Source organism: Streptomyces sp. NPDC048185 (genome assembly GCF_043202495.1).
In the GTDB taxonomy this organism is placed as follows: Bacteria; Actinomycetota; Actinomycetes; order Streptomycetales; family Streptomycetaceae; genus Streptomyces.
In genome coordinates this window covers 312,267-328,613 of record NZ_JBIDAN010000009.1, presented here as the reverse complement: position 1 = coordinate 328,613, position 16,347 = coordinate 312,267, and the positions used below count along the sequence as shown (strand labels likewise).

The 16,347-nt window shown below is 73.4% G+C and carries 9 protein-coding genes; 1 reads left to right on the top strand and 8 read right to left on the bottom strand.

Annotated features, from left to right (window positions below):
- A partial coding sequence (locus ACGF3H_RS26285) for a maltotransferase domain-containing protein (protein WP_362488897.1) occupies positions 1–776 on the bottom strand: 776 nt, incomplete at its 3' end.
- Between the two features lie 452 nt (positions 777–1,228).
- On the opposite strand from ACGF3H_RS26285, the gene ACGF3H_RS26280 reads away from it, so the two are divergent.
- Complete coding sequence (locus ACGF3H_RS26280; protein ID WP_362488899.1) at positions 1,229–3,847, top strand: glycosyltransferase family 1 protein; 2,619 nt, start codon at positions 1,229–1,231, stop codon at positions 3,845–3,847.
- Between the two features lie 25 nt (positions 3,848–3,872).
- On the opposite strand, the gene ACGF3H_RS26275 is transcribed toward ACGF3H_RS26280, so the two are convergent.
- The 7 genes from ACGF3H_RS26275 to ACGF3H_RS26245 all read right to left on the bottom strand — a co-directional run bounded on the left by ACGF3H_RS26275 (position 3,873) and on the right by ACGF3H_RS26245 (position 16,247).
- Positions 3,873–4,382: a DUF1990 domain-containing protein gene (locus ACGF3H_RS26275; protein WP_362488901.1), complete on the bottom strand. Its 510-nt coding sequence runs from the start codon at positions 4,380–4,382 to the stop codon at positions 3,873–3,875.
- Between the two features lie 80 nt (positions 4,383–4,462).
- A complete protein-coding gene (locus ACGF3H_RS26270) occupies positions 4,463–6,112 on the bottom strand; it encodes a M4 family metallopeptidase (RefSeq protein WP_362488903.1) in 1,650 nt (549 codons plus the stop codon).
- 307 nt (positions 6,113–6,419) lie between these two features.
- Positions 6,420–8,447, bottom strand: a complete 2,028-nt coding sequence (locus ACGF3H_RS26265; protein ID WP_362488905.1) for a M4 family metallopeptidase — start codon at positions 8,445–8,447, stop codon at positions 6,420–6,422.
- Positions 8,448–8,744: 297 nt separating this feature from the next.
- Positions 8,745–10,547, bottom strand: coding sequence for an ABC transporter ATP-binding protein (locus ACGF3H_RS26260; protein ID WP_362488907.1), 1,803 nt, complete (start codon positions 10,545–10,547; stop codon positions 8,745–8,747).
- Positions 10,544–12,577 carry an ABC transporter ATP-binding protein gene (locus ACGF3H_RS26255; RefSeq protein ID WP_362488909.1) on the bottom strand — a complete coding sequence of 678 codons (2,034 nt, stop codon included), beginning with the start codon at positions 12,575–12,577 and terminating at the stop codon, positions 10,544–10,546. Before ACGF3H_RS26255 ends, ACGF3H_RS26260 begins: the two co-directional genes overlap by 4 nt.
- On the bottom strand, positions 12,574–14,445 hold the full coding sequence (locus ACGF3H_RS26250; RefSeq protein WP_362488911.1) for an ABC transporter ATP-binding protein: 1,872 nt from the start codon (positions 14,443–14,445) through the stop codon (positions 12,574–12,576). Before ACGF3H_RS26250 ends, ACGF3H_RS26255 begins: the two co-directional genes overlap by 4 nt.
- Positions 14,442–16,247, bottom strand: a complete 1,806-nt coding sequence (locus ACGF3H_RS26245) for an ABC transporter ATP-binding protein (RefSeq protein ID WP_362488913.1) — start codon at positions 16,245–16,247, stop codon at positions 14,442–14,444. The genes ACGF3H_RS26250 and ACGF3H_RS26245 overlap by 4 nt, the downstream gene beginning before the upstream one ends.
- Positions 16,248–16,347: the final 100 nt, after the last annotated feature.

The following is a 16,347-nucleotide window of genomic DNA, read 5'->3' as shown; positions in this document are numbered from 1 at the left end:
GCGGCGGTGTCGAAGGTGCCGTGGGGCCGGTCGGCGGTGCCCTCGGAGCGGGGGAAGAACTCGTACCAGGAGCCGTACAGGGCACGTTCCCGCTCCACCAGCAGCGGCAGCGGGTCGGAGGTGGTGACCAGCTCCCGCAGCGGATGCCGGGCCAGCACCGCGTCCACCTCCGGCGTCAACGCCCCCGCCAGCCGTGACGCGGCCGGGCGCGACTCGTCCCGCAGCGCGTCGACGGCGGCCAGGAGCTGCTTGCGCGCCCGGCTCTCCGGTACGTCCGCGGCGGCGCGCTCGTACAGCCGGGCGCCCTCCTCCAGGACCAGCTCCGTGTCGATGCCCGCCGGGATCTTGATCTGCGCGTGGTGCCGCCAGGTGGTGACCGGATCACCCCACGCCTCGACGGTGTACGACCAGAGGCCGGGCTCCCCGGCCCGCACCGTGGCTCCCCAGCGGTCGGTGCCCGGGGCCAGCTCCCGCATCGGCGTCCACGGGCCCGGCCGGCCCCGCGGATCTCTGAGGACGACGTTGGCCGCCACCGCGTCGTGGCCCTCCCGGAACACGGTGGCCGATATCTCGAACGCCTCGCCGGTCACGGCCTTGGCGGGCCGGCGTCCGCCCTGGATGACGGGGCGCACGTCGAGCACGGGGATGCGCCCGACGACGGTGGAACGCCCGGCCGAGGGTGGTTCCGGGGCCGGCGGCCCGGCCTCGGCCGGGCGCACGGGGACCGCTCCGGTGCCGGGTGCGGTGGGGGGTGGCGAGTGGTGCTTGGCGGGCATGACCGCTCCTGTCCGCGTCAACGAGGGTGGGCGGATGACTCTGGGGAGATGGGTCCTGCGGGTGTGCCTTGTGGGGCGTACCGCAGGAGCCTTCCCCCACTGTTCGGGTGGGCAATCCGGCACTTTGTTAACTACTCGCGCGTATGTCGACACACACGGCGGGTCCCGTCCGAACGCCTTCCCGCGCGTCGCTCCCGCAATCAGTGCCTCCGCGACATGTGCAGCTTTTCGTGCGGGGCGACATGTCACAAGAAGGCCGATGGGGAAAGATCCGGCCATATCGACACGCCGATGCGTGCAGCCCCGTCCGGCGTGCGAGGGTGAGGCCGTTCAAGCGGATTGGGGGGTTGTGGGGCGAAGCCCCCGGCGAGGGACGGAGCAACGCCGGTAACGTCATGAACGACGAGGGAACACGCACCCCGTCCAATCGAGCGAACGCGCAGAGGTGGAGTGTGAAGGCGATCCGTCGACTGACCGTCCGTCCCGTTCTCCCCGACCCCCTCCGGCCACTCAGCGATCTGGCCCGCAATCTGCGCTGGTCCTGGCATGCGGAGACCCGCGACCTCTTCCAGTCCGTCGACCCCGGATGCTGGGCCGAGTCCGGCCGCGACCCGGTGCGGCTGCTCGGCACCGTCCCGCCCGCGCGGCTGGCGGAGCTGGCCGAGGACCGCCGGTTCCTGCGCCGGCTGGCCGCGGTGGCCGACGACCTCGACCACTACATGACCGGCGACCGCTGGTACCAGGTCCAGCCGGGCCGACTGCCCGCCGCCGTCGCCTACTTCTCACCCGAGTTCGGCATCACCGCCGCCCTGCCCCAGTACTCCGGCGGCCTCGGCATCCTGGCCGGCGACCACCTGAAGGCGGCCAGCGACCTCGGAGTGCCGCTCGTCGGGGTCGGCCTGCTCTACCGGCACGGCTACTTCCGGCAGTCCCTGTCCCGGGACGGCTGGCAGCAGGAGCACTACCCCGTCCTCGACCCGCACGAGCTGCCGCTGGCCCCGCTCAAGGAGGCCGACGGCACCCCGGCCCGCGTCGCCCTCGCCCTGCCCGGCGGCCGGGAGCTGCGCGCCCGGATCTGGCTGGCCCAGGTCGGCCGGGTGCCGCTGCTGCTCCTGGACTCGGACGTCGAGGAGAACGACCTCGGCGAACGCGGCGTCACCGACCGGCTCTACGGCGGCGGCAGCGAACACCGGCTCCTCCAGGAGATGCTGCTGGGCATAGGAGGTGTCCGGGCGGTACGGACGTACTGCCGGCTCACCGGGCACGCCGAACCGGAGGTGTTCCACACCAACGAGGGCCACGCCGGGTTCCTCGGCCTGGAGCGCATCGCCGAACTCTGCGACCGGGGGCTGGAGTTCGACTCCGCGCTGGAGGCGGTCCGGGCGGGCACCGTCTTCACCACCCACACGCCCGTCCCGGCCGGCATCGACCGCTTCGACCGCGAACTGGTCGCCCGCCACTTCGGCCCCGGCTCCGAGCTGCCCCGCATCGACGTCGAGCGCGTCCTGCGGCTGGGCATGGAGACCTATCCCGGCGGCGAGCCCAACCTGTTCAACATGGCCGTGATGGGCCTGCGCCTGGCCCAGCGGGCCAACGGCGTCTCCCTGCTGCACGGCGGCGTCAGCCGGGAGATGTTCTCCGGACTGTGGCCCGGCTTCGACGCCGAGGAGGTGCCGATCACCTCCGTCACCAACGGTGTGCACGCCCCGACCTGGGTCGCCCCCGAGGTGTTCCGGCTCGGCGCCCGGCAGATCGGCGTGCAGCGGGCCGAGGACGCCATGACCGTCGGCGGCTCGGACCGCTGGGACTCCGTCGCCGACATCCCCGACCAGGACATCTGGGAGCTGCGCCGCACCCTGCGCGAGCAACTGGTCACCGAGGTGCGCGAGCGGCTGCGCGCCTCCTGGCGGCAGCGCGGCGCGGGCACCGCCGAGCTGGGCTGGATCGACGACGTCCTCGACCCGGACGTGCTCACCATCGGGTTCGCGCGGCGCGTCCCGTCGTACAAGCGGCTCACGCTGATGCTGCGCGACCGGGACCGGCTGACGGAGCTGCTGCTGCACCCCGAGCGGCCGGTCCAGATCGTCGTCGCGGGCAAGGCGCACCCGGCGGACGACGGCGGCAAGCGGCTGGTGCAGGAGCTGGTGCGGTTCGCGGACGACCCGCGGGTGCGGCACCGCATCGTGTTCCTGCCCGACTACGGCATGGCGATGGCGCAGAAGCTCTACCCGGGCTGCGACATCTGGCTGAACAACCCGCTGCGGCCCCTGGAGGCGTGCGGGACCAGCGGCATGAAGGCGGCGCTCAACGGCTGCCTCAACCTGTCGGTGCTGGACGGCTGGTGGGACGAGTGGTACCAGCCGGACTTCGGCTGGGCCATCCCCACCGCCGACGGCGCCGGGACCGACGCGGACCGGCGCGACGCCATAGAGGCCGCCGCCCTCTACGACCTGCTGGAGCAGCGGATCACCCCCCGCTTCTACGAGCGGGGAGCGAGCGGGCTGCCCGACCGGTGGATCGAGATGGTCCGCAGGACCCTGAGCCTGCTCGGCCCGAAGGTCCTGGCCGGCCGGATGGTCCGGGAGTACGTCGAGCGGCTGTACGCACCGGCGGCCGAGGCGCACCGCGCGATGGACCCGGATTCCGCCCGGGCGCTCGCCGAGTGGAAGACCCGGGTGCGGGCGGCCTGGTCCGGCGTGAGCGTCGACCACGTCGAGACGTCCGCGCCCGCCGCCACGGCGGAGCTCGGCTCGACGCTCGGCCTGCGGGTGCGGGTGAACCTCGGCGACCTCGCCCCGGACGACGTGGAGGTCCAGGCGGTCTCCGGCCGGGTGGACTCCGAGGACCGCATCACGGACGCGGCGACCGTGCCGCTGAAACCGGTGGGCGGCCCCGACCTGGAGGGCCGCTGGCTGTACGAGGGCCCGCTCGCCCTGGACCGCACCGGCCCGTTCGGCTACACGGTCCGCATCCTGCCCGCGCACCGGCTGCTGGCGTCCGGTGCGGAGGCCGGGCTGGTCGCGGTGCCGTCCGACGAGGTGGGGGAGGCGGCGGGGCTGCTGATGCGGTGAGGCCCGAGCGGCGGCGGGGCGGCGCTCAGTCCTCCTCGTCGCCGCCGCTCAGCCGCCGCAGGACGGTGCCGCAGCGGCGGGCGTAGGCGTGCTGGAAACCCCGGGTCGCCGGGCCGCCGGCCTTGGCGTACCACTTGGCCGGGCGGCTGAAGGCGGTCACGGTCAGCCAGACCGTGCCGTCGCCGGTGCGGTCCACGACGAAGGCCTCCTCGCCGGACTCGGGGTGGCCGGGCAGGGTGCCGTACGCCCAGCCGGCCCGGCGGTGCTCCTCCAGCGTCCACACCACCCGGCAGGGCGCCTTGATCATCCCGGCGAGGGTGACGGTGACGTCGACGCCGGGCGCGGCGCGGTCCGCGCTCGCGTCGATGCCGACGCCCATCGCCCGGTGCATCTCCCAGGTCAGCACGGCCTCGGCCGCCCGCCGGAACACCGGCTCGCCCTCCCCGAGGCGCGTGCGTACGTGCATGGGGCGGAAGCCGGGCGGGCAGTGGTCCTGCTCGCGGGTGGCGCCGACGTCGTCGTACGTGAAGGACATGGGCACCAAGGGTAGGGCGGCACCCGGGAACCGGTGGTTCCGGGTGCCGCCCGCGGTGCCGGCGCTCGTGCCGGTGCCGGTCAGTTCACGTTGATCGCGGACCAGGCCGCGGCCACCGTCTTGTACTCGGTGCTGGTGGAGCCGTACAGCGCCGAGGCCGCGTTCAGGGTCGCCGTGCGGGCGGCCTTGTAGTTGGTCGTGGACGTCATGTACGTGGTCAGCGCCTTGTACCAGATCTGCAGCGCCTTGGCGCGGCCGATGCCGGTGACGGTGGAGCCGTTGTACGTCGGGGAGTTGTAGCTGACCCCGTCGACCGTCCTCGCCCCGCTGCCCACGGCGAGCAGGAAGAAGAAGTGGTTGGCCGGGCCCGACGAGTAGTGCACGTCGACGCTGCCGAGGCTGGAGGACCAGTAGTCCTTGGACGCGCCGTCCTTGCTGGGCTTGTCCATGTAGCGCAGCGGGGTGCCGTCGCCGTTGATGTCGATCTTCTCGCCGATGAGGTAGTCGCCCTTGTCGGCGGAGTTGGCCGCGTAGTACTCCACGCCGGTGCCGAAGATGTCGCTGGTCGCCTCGTTGAGGCCGCCGGACTCGCCGCTGTAGTTGAGGCCCGCGGTGTTGGAGGTGACGCCGTGGCTCATCTCGTGCCCGGCCACGTCCAGCGAGGTCAGCGGGCTGGTGTTGCCGTAGCCGTCGCCGTAGGTCATGCAGAAGCAGCTGTCGTCCCAGAAGGCGTTGACGTACTGGTTGCCGTAGTGGACCCGGGAGTAGGCCGCCTTGCCGTCGTTCTTGATGCCGTTGCGGCCGAAGGTGTTCTTGTAGAAGTCCCAGGTGACCTGCGCGCCGTAGGCGGCGTCCACGGCGGCCGTCTGGTCGGTCGAGGAGCTGGAGGCGGTGCCGGTGCCCCAGACGTCGTCGGCGTCGGTGAACAGGGTGCCGGTGCCGGAGGTCCTGCGGGCCAGGTTGTACGTCTTGTGGCCGCCGCGCCCGGTGTCGTACAGCTGGTACGTCGAGCCCGACTTGTAGGTGCCGAGGGTGACCGTGCCCGAGTAGAGGCTCTTGCCGGAGCCCGTCTCGATGCCCTGGTACTCGTGCAGCTTGGCGCCCGTGGCCGCGTCGGTGATGACGTGCAGCTCGTTGGGGGTGCCGTCGTCCTGGAGGCCGCCGACGACGGTCTCGTAGGCGAGGACCGGCTTGCCGTCGGCCGCCCAGATCACCTTGCGGGGCGCGGAGCCGGCCGTGGCCTGCGACGACCCGGCGTCCTTCGCGGCGCCGAGCGCCTGCTGCTGCGCCTTCGACGCGGCGATCTTCGGCGTCACGGTGGCGACCTTGATGGCGGCGTTCGTCGCTCTGGTCACGCCCTGGGTGGCGCCGGACTTCGCCTGGTGCACGACGAGGTCGCCGCCGAGGACGGGCAGGCCCTCGTAGGTGCGCTCGTAGCGGGTGTGGACGGTGCCGTCGACGTCCCGCACGACGTCCTTGACGACCAGCTTCTCCTGGGCGCCGAGGCCTATCCGCTGGGCCGTCGCGGCAGCGGACTGCTGCTGCTCCTGGATGAGCGCGGTGCGGGCGGAGTCCGACAGCAGCACCGGGGCGCCCGGGAGGGCCTTCGGCGCGGCGGTGTCGGCGGTGGCGCTGCCGGCGGTCAGGCCGGTGGTGAGCAGGGCGCCGGCCGCGACGGCGGTGGCGACGGCCAGCGTGCTGCGCTTGTGGCGCGCGAAGAGGGAGGACACACAAGCTCCTTCGGTGGGGGAGTCCGGTCGGCGTGGGGTGGCCGGCCGGCGTTGAGTGCGAAGTTGTGCGGCGGGTGAGGGAAGAGTGACACCAGTGCCGCGTACATGTCAGGAGGGTCGAATGATGTTGGCCGAAAATCGACGACCGGGTGAATGTTGCGGAAACATGAACCCGTGTGACCTCGGCAAAACCGCAACCCCGCCCGCGTATGGGCTTGGCAAAAACGCGGCGGTCATGGGGAGGGCGCCGCCCCCGGGAATAGAACCTCCGGGGACGGCGCCCTGACTGTGGTGGGACGGTGCGGGCCTACGGGAAGGTGAGGCGCCAGGCGTCGATGTAGCCGGTGTCCAGCCGGCCCAGGTCCTGGACGCGCAGCTTCCAGGTGCCGTTGGCCGCTTCGGACGAGGCGTTGACCGTGTAGGTCTCGTGCACGTCGTCCGCCGAGTCGTAGCCGCTGTTCTTCAGGCGGTACGTCGACCCGTCCGGGGCCACCAGGTCGATCTGCAGGTCACCGCGCCAGGTGTGCACGATGTCCACGCCCACCTGGAGGTTGCTCGGCGCGTTGCCGGTACGGCCGGAAACCGTGATCGAGGAGGTCACGGCGGCGCCGTAGTCGGGGATGTTCACGTTGGCGGCGTTCTCGACGGTCGTGCCGCCGCCACCGCCGCCGCCCGAGCGGGAGCCGACGTTGATGGCCGCCCACGCGTCCTGCACCGCCTTGTACTCGGCGCTGTCGGTGCCGTACAGCTCACCGGTCGCCGCGAGGGTGCCGGTGCGGGCGCCCGCGTAGTTGGTGGTCGACGTGAACTTCGTGGTCAGCGCGCGGAACCAGATCTTCTCCGCCTTGGCGCGGCCGATGCCCGTGACCGGGAGGCCGTCCGAGGTCGGCGAGTTGTAGGTGACACCGTTGATGGTCTTGGTGCCACTGCCCTCGCTCAGCAGGTAGAAGAAGTGGTTGGCCGGGCCGGACGAGTAGTGGACGTCGATCCCGCCGAGGCCGGAGTACCAGGAGTCCTTGGACGCGCCGTCCTTGCTGGGCTTGTCCATGTAGCGCAGCGGGCTGCCGTCGCCGTTGATGTCGATCTCCTCGCCGACGAGGTAGTCACCGACGTCCGAGGAGTTGTTGGCGTAGAACTCGACCGAGGAGCCGAAGATGTCCGAGGTGGCCTCGTTCAGACCGCCGGACTCGCCGCTGTAGTTGAGGCCCGCGGTGTTCGACGTGACGCCGTGGGACATCTCGTGCGCGGCCACGTCGATGGACGTCAGCGGGTGGGTGTTGCCCGACCCGTCGCCGTAGGTCATGCAGAAGCAGCTGTCCGACCAGAAGGCGTTGACGTAGTTGTTGCCGTAGTGGACCCGGGAGTACGCGCCCACGCCGTCGCCGCGGATGCCGGAGCGACCGTGGACGTTCTTGTAGTAGTCCCAGGTCAGCGCGGCGCCGTAGTGGGCGTCGGCGGCGGCGGTCTCCGTGTTGGACGCGCTGCCGTTGCCCCAGGTGTCGTCGGGCCCGGAGTAGAGCGTGCCGGTGCCGGACGTGCCGTGGTTCAGGTTGTACGTCTTGTGGTTGCCGCGTGCCGTGTCGGTCAGCGTGTAGGACGACCCGGACTGCGCGGTGCCCAGCGTCACCGTGCCGCTGTACATGGTGTTGCCGGTGCCCTCGTGGATCGCCTGGTACTCGTACAGCTTGGCGCCGGTGGCCGCGTCGGTGACGACGTGCAGCTCGTTCGGCGTACCGTCCTCCTGGAGGCCGCCCACCACCGTCTCGTAAGCCAGGACCGGGGTGCCGTTGCCCGCCCAGATCACCTTGCGCGGGGCGCGGTCGGCGTCCGGCTGCGCGGCGCCGGCGGCCTTCGCGGCGGAGACCGCCTGCTGCTCGGCCTTGGCGGCGGTGATCTTCGGCGTCACGGTGGCCGGCTTGATGGCCTTGGCCGTGGCCTTCACGACCTGCTCGGTCCTCCCCGACTCGGCGGTGGTGACGACCAGGTCGCCGCCGAGGACGGGCAGCCCGTCGTAGGTCCGCTCGTAACGGGTGTGCAGCGTGCCGTCGCGGTCCTTGACCACGTCCCGGACGACCAGCTTCTCCTTGGCGCCCAGGCCCAGGTCCTCGGCCGTCGCGGCCTTGGTGGCATTGGCGTCCCGGATCAGTTCCGCGCGCTGGGCCGGGGTGAGCTTGACGGACTCGGCGCCCGGCGCGGAGGCCGGCCGCGGGGCGGCGGTGGCGCCGCCGGCCTGGAAGGCCGTGGCGATCAGCGCGGCGACACCGGCGAGGGCGACGCCCGCCGCGCGGCGGTGCGTGGTGTGGGAGGTGCGTCTGTGGGGAGTGCTGCTGCTCAACACTGACTCCTTCTGCGTGGCCGCGGGTCGCGCGGCCAGGGGAGACCGGACGGCGGGTGAGCCGGCCGGGCAGAGCTAGTCGGTACGCAGAAACCACGTGCAAGGAGCTGGCCACGGCACGGCGCCGATGACGAAGCTGTGGGGGCGCTGTGGAGCAGCCGTGGGAAGAGTGGCAGGAGATCTCCCCTCTTGTCAGGACCGCGTCAGTAACTTGGCCGGAAATCGTTCGTTGTCCGGGCGTTCATGTTCGATATACGGAGTCGTTGCCGTAGCGGCCCGTACTGACTGCCCGCTCAGTCAGCCGGCCGCCGCCGGACCGCCCGCGGAGGATGCCTCGCGGGACTCTCCGTGCCACGATCCCCACAGCGCCGCGTACGCCCCGCCGGCCGCCACCAGCTCGTCGTGCGTGCCGAGTTCGGTGAGCCGGCCGTCCTCCATCACGGCCACGCGGTCGGCGTCGTGCGCGGTGTGCAGCCGGTGCGCGACGGCGATGACCGTACGGCCCTCCAGCACGGCGGCGAGGGCCCGCTCGGTGTGCCGGGCCGTCGTCGGGTCCAGCAGGGCGGTGGCCTCGTCCAGGATCAGTGTGTGCGGATCGGCCAGCACCACCCGCGCGAGAGCCAGCTGCTGGGCCCGGGAGCCGTCGGCGCGGGCACCGTCGCCGCCCAGCTCGGTGCCCAGACCGTCCGGCAGTTCCCGCACCCACTCCTCGGCGCCGACCGCGGCGAGAGCGGCCCACAACGCGTCGTCGCACGCCTCCGGTTCGGCGATGAGCAGATTGTCGCGAACCGTGCCAAGGAAGACATGGTGCTCCTGGGTGACCAGCACGACCTGACGGCGCAGCCGCTCCGGGGAGAGGGCGACCACCGGCACCCCGCCCACCGTCACGGAGCCCTCGTCCGGCGCGTCCACGCCCGCGAGGAGCCGGCTAAGCGTGGTCTTCCCCGCCCCGGACGGCCCGACCACGGCCAGCCGCTCACCCGGCCGCACGCTCAGGTCCACGCCGCGCAGCACCTCGCCGCCCCGGTCGTACGAGTAACCCACGCCGGCCACGTCGATGCGGTCGTCCGCCGGGACCGCCGCGTCGTCCGCAGCGGCCCGGGGAGCCAGCGCGAGCCCTTCCACCCGGGCGAAGGAGGCGCCACTGCGCTGGAGTTCCTCGAACCGCATCAGCACCTCGTCGAGCGGCCCGGTCAGCTGCTGGAGGTACAGCGCGCAGGCCACCACCGCACCCACGCTCACCATCCCGTGCGCGTGCAGGAGCCCGCCGGCCAGCAGCACGCCGGCCACGGGCACGACGTAGGACACCTCGACCACCGGGAAGAGCACGCTGCGCAGGTACAGCGTGTGGAACCGGGCGCGCCGCGAGACCGCCAGCGCCCGGCGGCTCGCCTCGACCCGCTGCCCGGCCAGCCGGAAGGCCTCGATCGTGCGGGCGCCCGCCACCGTCGACGCGACGATCTCGGCGACGTCCGAATTGGCCGCCCCCTCGGCCAGATAGCCGTCCCGGGCGCGGCGCAGATACCAGCGCAGCGCCCACCGGATCGGCATCAGCAGCACCAGCGCGACGACGCCGAGCGGCGGGGAGAGCACGAACAGCGCGGCGGTGAGGAACAGCGTCTGCACGGCGTTGACCAGCAGCTCCGGACCGGCGTCGCGCAGCGTGGTGCCGACGGTGGTCACGTCGGCCGTGCCCCGCGTCGTCAGGTCGCCGGTGCCCGCCCGTTCCACCACGGCCGCGGGCAGCCCCAGCGCCCGGTCCACGAACCGCTCCCGCACCCGGGCCAGCGTCCGCTCACCGAAGCGGTGCCCCACGTACCGGGCCCAGCGGGCCAGCAGCAACTGGGCGGCCGAGCAGGCCAGGATGGCGAGTGCCATCCGGTCCACGGCGCCCACCCCGCCTCCGGCCCGCACCTCGTCGACGATGCGGCCCAGCAGCCACGGACCGGCGAGCCCGGCCAGGGCGGCCAGCGCGTTCAGGCCGAGGAGCGCGGCGAACGCCCGCCCGTCGGCCCGCACCAGGCCCGCCATCGCCCGTCGCACGGCGGCGCGCTCGGCGACGGGGAGCTGCCCGGTCGCCACCGGCTGCGGCGAGGTCATCGCACCGCCTCCTCTTCCTCGGCGTCCTCGGCGTCCTCGGCGTCCCGCGCCACCAGCTCCCGGTAACCCGGCTCGGCGACGAGCAGTTCCCGGTGGCTCCCGCGGGCCGCGACCTTGCCGTCGACCAGGTAGTGCACGACGTCCGCCCGGTCGAGCACCAGCGGCGAGGTGCAGGCCAGTACGGTCGTACGGCCCGCGCGCGCCGCCCGCAGCCGCTCCGCCACGGCGGCCTCAGTGTGGGCGTCCAGGGCCGACGTCGGCTCCACGGCCAGCAGCACCTCCGGGTCCGCCGCCAGGGCCCGCGCCAGCCGCACCCGCTGCCGCTGGCCGCCCGACAGATCGCGGCCCTGCGCGGCGACGACCGTGTCCAGCCCCTCGGGCAGACCCCGGACGATGTCGTCGGCGACGGCCGCACCGATGGCCCCCGCCAGGCGCGCCTCCGAGGACGGACCGGCGTGCCGCCGGGCGCCCACGGGGTCGTGGTGGTCGGTCGGGTCCGTGCGGGGTGGCTGGACGGTGGTGCTGTCCGCGGGGTCGTGGTGGTCGGTCGGGTCCGTGCGGGGTGGCTGGACGGCGGTGCTGTCCGCGGGGTCGTGGTGGTCGGTCGGGTCCGTGCGGGGTGGGTGCACGGCGGTGCCGTCCGCGAGGCCGAGGTGGTCGGTCGGGTCCGTCCCGCGCGGCCGCGCGGCGGTGCCGTCCACGTCCGCCGGGCGTGCTCCGGCGGCGCCGATCACCTCGCGCAGGGTGCCGGCGAACAGGTCGGCCTCCGCCTCCGCCACGAGGATGCGTTCCCGCACCCGCGACAGCGGTATCCCGGCCAGCGGGACGTCGCCCCACGTGACGTCGGAGGGGGCGTACCGCCCGAGGCGGTCGATCACGGCGGCCGCGTCGGCCGGCCGGGCCCCGGCCAGCACGGTCAGCCGCCCCGGCGGCACCCGCACCCCGGACGCCGGGTCGTACAGCACCGACGGCTCGGCCGGGGCGTCGCACGTGCCCTCGTCCGGCTCCGGCTCCAGCCGCAGGAACGCGACCACGCGGCGGGCGGCCACCACGCCCCGGCTGAGCTGGTGGCTCATCTCGATCAGGAACGCCACCGGCCAGCCCAGCGCCACGACATAGCCGTACACCGACACCAGCTCGCCCACGCTGATCTCGCCCCGCACGGCCAGCCGGGCGCCCAGCCAGGTCACCAGGCCCAGGAAGAGCATCGGCAGTCCCACCCCGATGGCCTGGATCCAGCTCGTCACCGCCCCGACCCGGTACCCCTGCTCGCGCAGCCGCGCCGAGTCCCGCCGGAAGGCGTCCGCGACCAGATTCTTGCCGCCCAGCCCGTTCAGCACCCGCAGCCCGCCCGCCAGGTCGCCGATGCGCGCCGTGAGCACACCCTGCCGCTCCCGGTACTCGGTCTCCCGGCCCTGCAGCCGGCCCATCAGCGGCCCCAGCAGCACTCCCAGGGCCGGCACGCCGAGCAGCACGACCAGGGCCAGCCGCGCCGACACCGACAGCATCAGACCGCCGACCGCCGCGTACGCGACGATCGCCCCGAAGCCGGGCCCGACCGCCGTCAGCGACTGGCTGATCGTCTGCACGTCGCCCACCCCGATGGTGACGACCTCACCGGTCCCCACCTGCCGCCGCAGCGCCGCGCCGAGCCGCGTCGCGTGTCCGACGACGACCTTGACCGTGCGGAAGTTGGCGTCCATCCGGACCCGCGTCATCGTGCGGTGCCGCAGGACGCCCAGCCAGGCGTTGACCGCGCCCGCCGCGGCCAGCGCCCCCGTCCAGCCGGCCAGCGCGCCCAGGTCACCGGGCTCCAGTCCGTGGTCGACCGCCCGCGCCATCAGGTACGGCGTCGCCGCCAGCAGCACCATCCACACGCTGGCCAGCACCGCTCCCGCCGCACAGCGCCGCCACTGCCGGCCGACCAGCCACCACAGATACCGCCAGCCGCCCCGGCAGTCCGGCGTGCCGGGATCCTCGTACGCGTCGACCGAGGTGCCACCCGTCCGCCACCCCCCGGCGCCGCTCACGCGAGACTGTCCCGCCACGCCCGGTGCAGGTCCGCGAAGCGGCCCGTCCCCGCGGTCAGTTCGGCCGGCGCGCCGTCCTCCACGATCCGGCCGTGCTCCATCACCAGCACCCGGTCGGCGATCTCCACCGTCGACAGCCGGTGCGCGATCACCACCGCCGTACGGCCCTTCAGCACCGTCGCCATGGCCCGCTGCACCGCCCGCTCACCGGGCACGTCCAGCGAGCTGGTCGCCTCGTCCAGGATCAGCACCGCGGGGTCGGCGAGCAACGCCCGCGCGAACGCGACCAGTTGCCGCTGCCCGGCGGAGATCCGGCCGCCCCGCTTGCGGACGTCGGTGTCGTAGCCGTCGGGCAGCGCGGCGATGAAGTCGTGCGCGCCGATCGCCTTCGCGGCCCGCTCGATCTCCTCCCGCGTCGCCTCCGGACGCCCGATGGCGATGTTCTCGGCGACCGTCCCGGAGAACAGGAACGCCTCCTGCGTCACCATCACCACCCCGCGCCGCAGTTCGGGCACGGCGAGGTCGCGCAGGTCGGTGCCGTCCAGCAGGACCCGCCCGTCGGAGGGGTCGTAGAACCGGGCGAGCAGCTTGGCCAGCGTCGACTTGCCCGCGCCGGTCGAGCCGACCACGGCGACGGTCTGCCCGGCCGGGATCGTCAGGTCGAAGCGGGGCAGCACCTCACCGCCGGTGCGGTAGCCGAACCGGACGCCGTCGAAGACGACCTCCCGCCCGGGGTGCTCCGACGCCGGCGGCGGCAGCTCCCTCGGCGTGGCCGGCTCGGGCACCGACGGCGTCTGGGCCAGCAGCCCGGCGATCTTCTCCAGCGAGGCCGCCGCCGACTGGTAGGAGTTCAGGAACATGCCGAGCCGGTCGATCGGGTCGTACAGCCGGCGCAGGTACAGCACCGCGGCCGCGAGCACACCGAGCGCCAGCGTGCCGTCCGCGACCCGGTACGCGCCCCACAGCACGATCCCCGCGACGGCCGTGTTGGCGACCAGCCGGGAGCCCACGACGTAACGGGCCATCTCCAGCAGCGCGTCGCCGTTGCTCCGCTCGTGACGCCGGTTCAGGGCGGCGAAGTCGGCGTCGTTGGCGGCCTCCCGGCGGAAGGCGCGCACCGGCCTGATGCCGTTCATCGTCTCCACGAACTTGACGATCACCGCGGCGATCGCCGTGGACCGCTTCCGGTACACGCGCCCCGCGCGCCGCTGGTACAGCCGCACCAGCCCGTACAGCGGTACGAACGAGGCCACCGCGACCGCGCCGAGCCCGAGGTCCAGCCACAGCAGCATCGCCGAGATGTAGACGAAGGACAGGATGACCGTGACCAGTTCCTGCAGCCCCTCGCTGAGCAGCTCCCGCAGCGACTCGACGTCCGTCGTGGAGCGGGAGATGAGCCGCCCCGACGTGTAGCGCTCGTGGAAGTCGACGCTGAGCGCCTGCGCGTGCCGGAAGATCCGGCCCCTGAGGTCCAGCAGCACGTCCTGGTTGACCCGGGCGGACGCGGCGATGAAGGCGTACTGCAGGGCGCCGGCGGTCAGCGAGCACAGCAGGTACCCGGCACCGACCGCGATCAGCGGCCCGTGGTCGTCGTCGCGGAAGGCCGGCACGGCACGGTCGATGGCGTACGCCACCAGCAGCGGTCCCGCCTGCACGGCCGCCTGCTGGAGCAGCAGGAGCAGCACCGTGACCACGACGCGGGCCCGCAGGGGCGCCAGCAGCGAGCGCAGCAGGGCCGCGGTGGCGCCCGGCGGGCTGGGCAGGACGTCGCGGTCGAAGTCGTCGCCGGGGTGCTCGGCGTCCCCGGGCCGGGGCGGCGGGTCCTCCGCCTCGCCGGGAGCGGGCGGGGACGTGATGGGTGCCGTCATCGCCGGTCTTCCTCCTGTTCGCCCGCGCCGGACATCAGATGGGCGTACTCGGCGTTCGTGCGCAGCAGTTCGTGATGGGTGCCGACGGCGGCGATCCGGCCCCGGGACAGCAGGGCCACCCGGTCGGCGAGCAGCACGGTGGAGGGGCGGTGGGCCACGATCAGCGCGGTGGTGTCCGCGAGCACCCGGCGCAGGGCGGCCTCCACGGCGGCCTCCGTGTGCACGTCCAGCGCGGACAGCGGATCGTCGAGGACGAGGAACCTCGGCCGGCCGACGACGGCCCGGGCGAGCGCGAGGCGCTGGCGCTGCCCGCCGGACAGGCTGAGGCCCTGCTCGCCGACCTGGGTGTCGGTGCCCTGCGGCAGGGCGTGCGCGAAGTCGGCCTGCGCCACGGCCAGGGCCCGCTCCAGAGCGTCAGCGCCGGTGCCCTCGCCGGCGCCCATCAGGACGTTCTCGCCGACGCTCGCCGAGAAGAGCGTGGGCTCCTCGAAGGCCACGGCGACCATGGCACGCAGCTCCTCGCGGGGCAGGCCGGCGATGTCCTCGCCGTCCAGCGTGATCCGGCCCTCGGTCACCTCGTGCAGCCGGGGGACCAGCGCGGTCAGCGTCGTCTTGCCACTGCCGGTGGCGCCGACCAGCGCCATGGACTCCCCGGGGCGGATGTGCAGGTCGACGCCGTCGAGGAGGGGCGGGGAACCGGGGGGAGCGTCGGGATACCGGAACCGGACCCCCTCGAACCGCAATCCGCCCGCCCCGTCCCCCGGCACCGGCGCCGGTCCACCGGCACCCCCCGGCGTCTCGACCTCCGCGTCCATCACCTCGAAGTACCGGTCCGTGGCCGTCGCGGCCTCCTGACTCATCGCCAGCAGGAACCCGATCGACTCCACCGGCCACCGCAGCGCCAGCGCCGTCGACAGGAACGCCACCAGCGTTCCCGCCGACAAGGCCCCGTCCGCCACCTGCACCGCGCCGACCACCAGGGCCGCCCCGATCGCCAGTTCCGGCAGCGTCACGATGACCGCCCAGATCGCCGCGAGCAGCCGCGCCTTGCGCAGCTCCGTGCCCCGCAGCGTGTGCGACAGCTCGTGGAAGGCGCGGGCCTGGCTGCGGTGCCGCCCGAAGCCCTTGATGATGCGGATGCCGAGCACGCTCTCCTCGACGACCGTCGTCAGGTCCCCGACCTGGTCCTGCGCCCGCCGCGCCACCTCGGAGTACTTCTTCTCGAAGATCCCGCACGTGATCATCACGGGGATGGCGGGCCCGAGGATCACCAGCCCCAGCGTCCAGTCCTGCACCAGCATTATGCCCACGCCGACCAGGATCGTGACGCCGTTGACCAGCAGGAACGTCAGCGGGAAGGCGAGGAACATGCGCAGCAGCATCAGGTCCGTCGTCCCGCGCGACAGCAACTGGCCCGAGGCCCAGCGGTCGTGGAAGGCGACCGGCAGCCGTTGCAGGTGCCGGTACAGATCCGCCCGCATCCCCGCCTCGACGCCCGCCAGCGGCCGGGCCACCAGCCAGCGCCGCAGCCCGAACAGCAGTGCCTCCGCCAGCCCCAGGAGCAGCAGGTACAGCGCGCCGAGCCACACGCCCGCCGGGTCCCGGTCGGCGACCGGCCCGTCCACCATCCACTTCAGGACGAGGGGGATCACCAGCCCCACGCAGGAGGCGAGGACCGCTGTGAACGCGGCGGTGGACAGCCGGGCCCGCACGGGGCGGACGTACGGCCACAGCCGCAGCAGGGAGCGTACGGCGGAACGCTTGCCGGCGGAGTCCGGGGCGGGGGCAGGTGTCGTGGGCATCAGCAGCGAGCCTACGGTTCACCACTGACAGTGCCCACCGAGTTTTCGCCCGCGCCGGGGGTCGTACGGAGGCATCGTCCGATCGGCCGATGCGCCGCCG

Coding starts and splice junctions, on each gene's coding strand:
- ACGF3H_RS26275 (WP_362488901.1), bottom strand. CDS start 4,382: ATGTCCTTCACGTACGACGACGTCGGCGCCACCCGCGAGCAGGACCAC.
- ACGF3H_RS26260 (WP_362488907.1), bottom strand. CDS start 10,547: ATGACCTCGCCGCAGCCGGTGGCGACCGGGCAGCTCCCCGTCGCCGAG.
- ACGF3H_RS26245 (WP_362488913.1), bottom strand. CDS start 16,247: ATGCCCACGACACCTGCCCCCGCCCCGGACTCCGCCGGCAAGCGTTCC.
- ACGF3H_RS26250 (WP_362488911.1), bottom strand. CDS start 14,445: ATGACGGCACCCATCACGTCCCCGCCCGCTCCCGGCGAGGCGGAGGAC.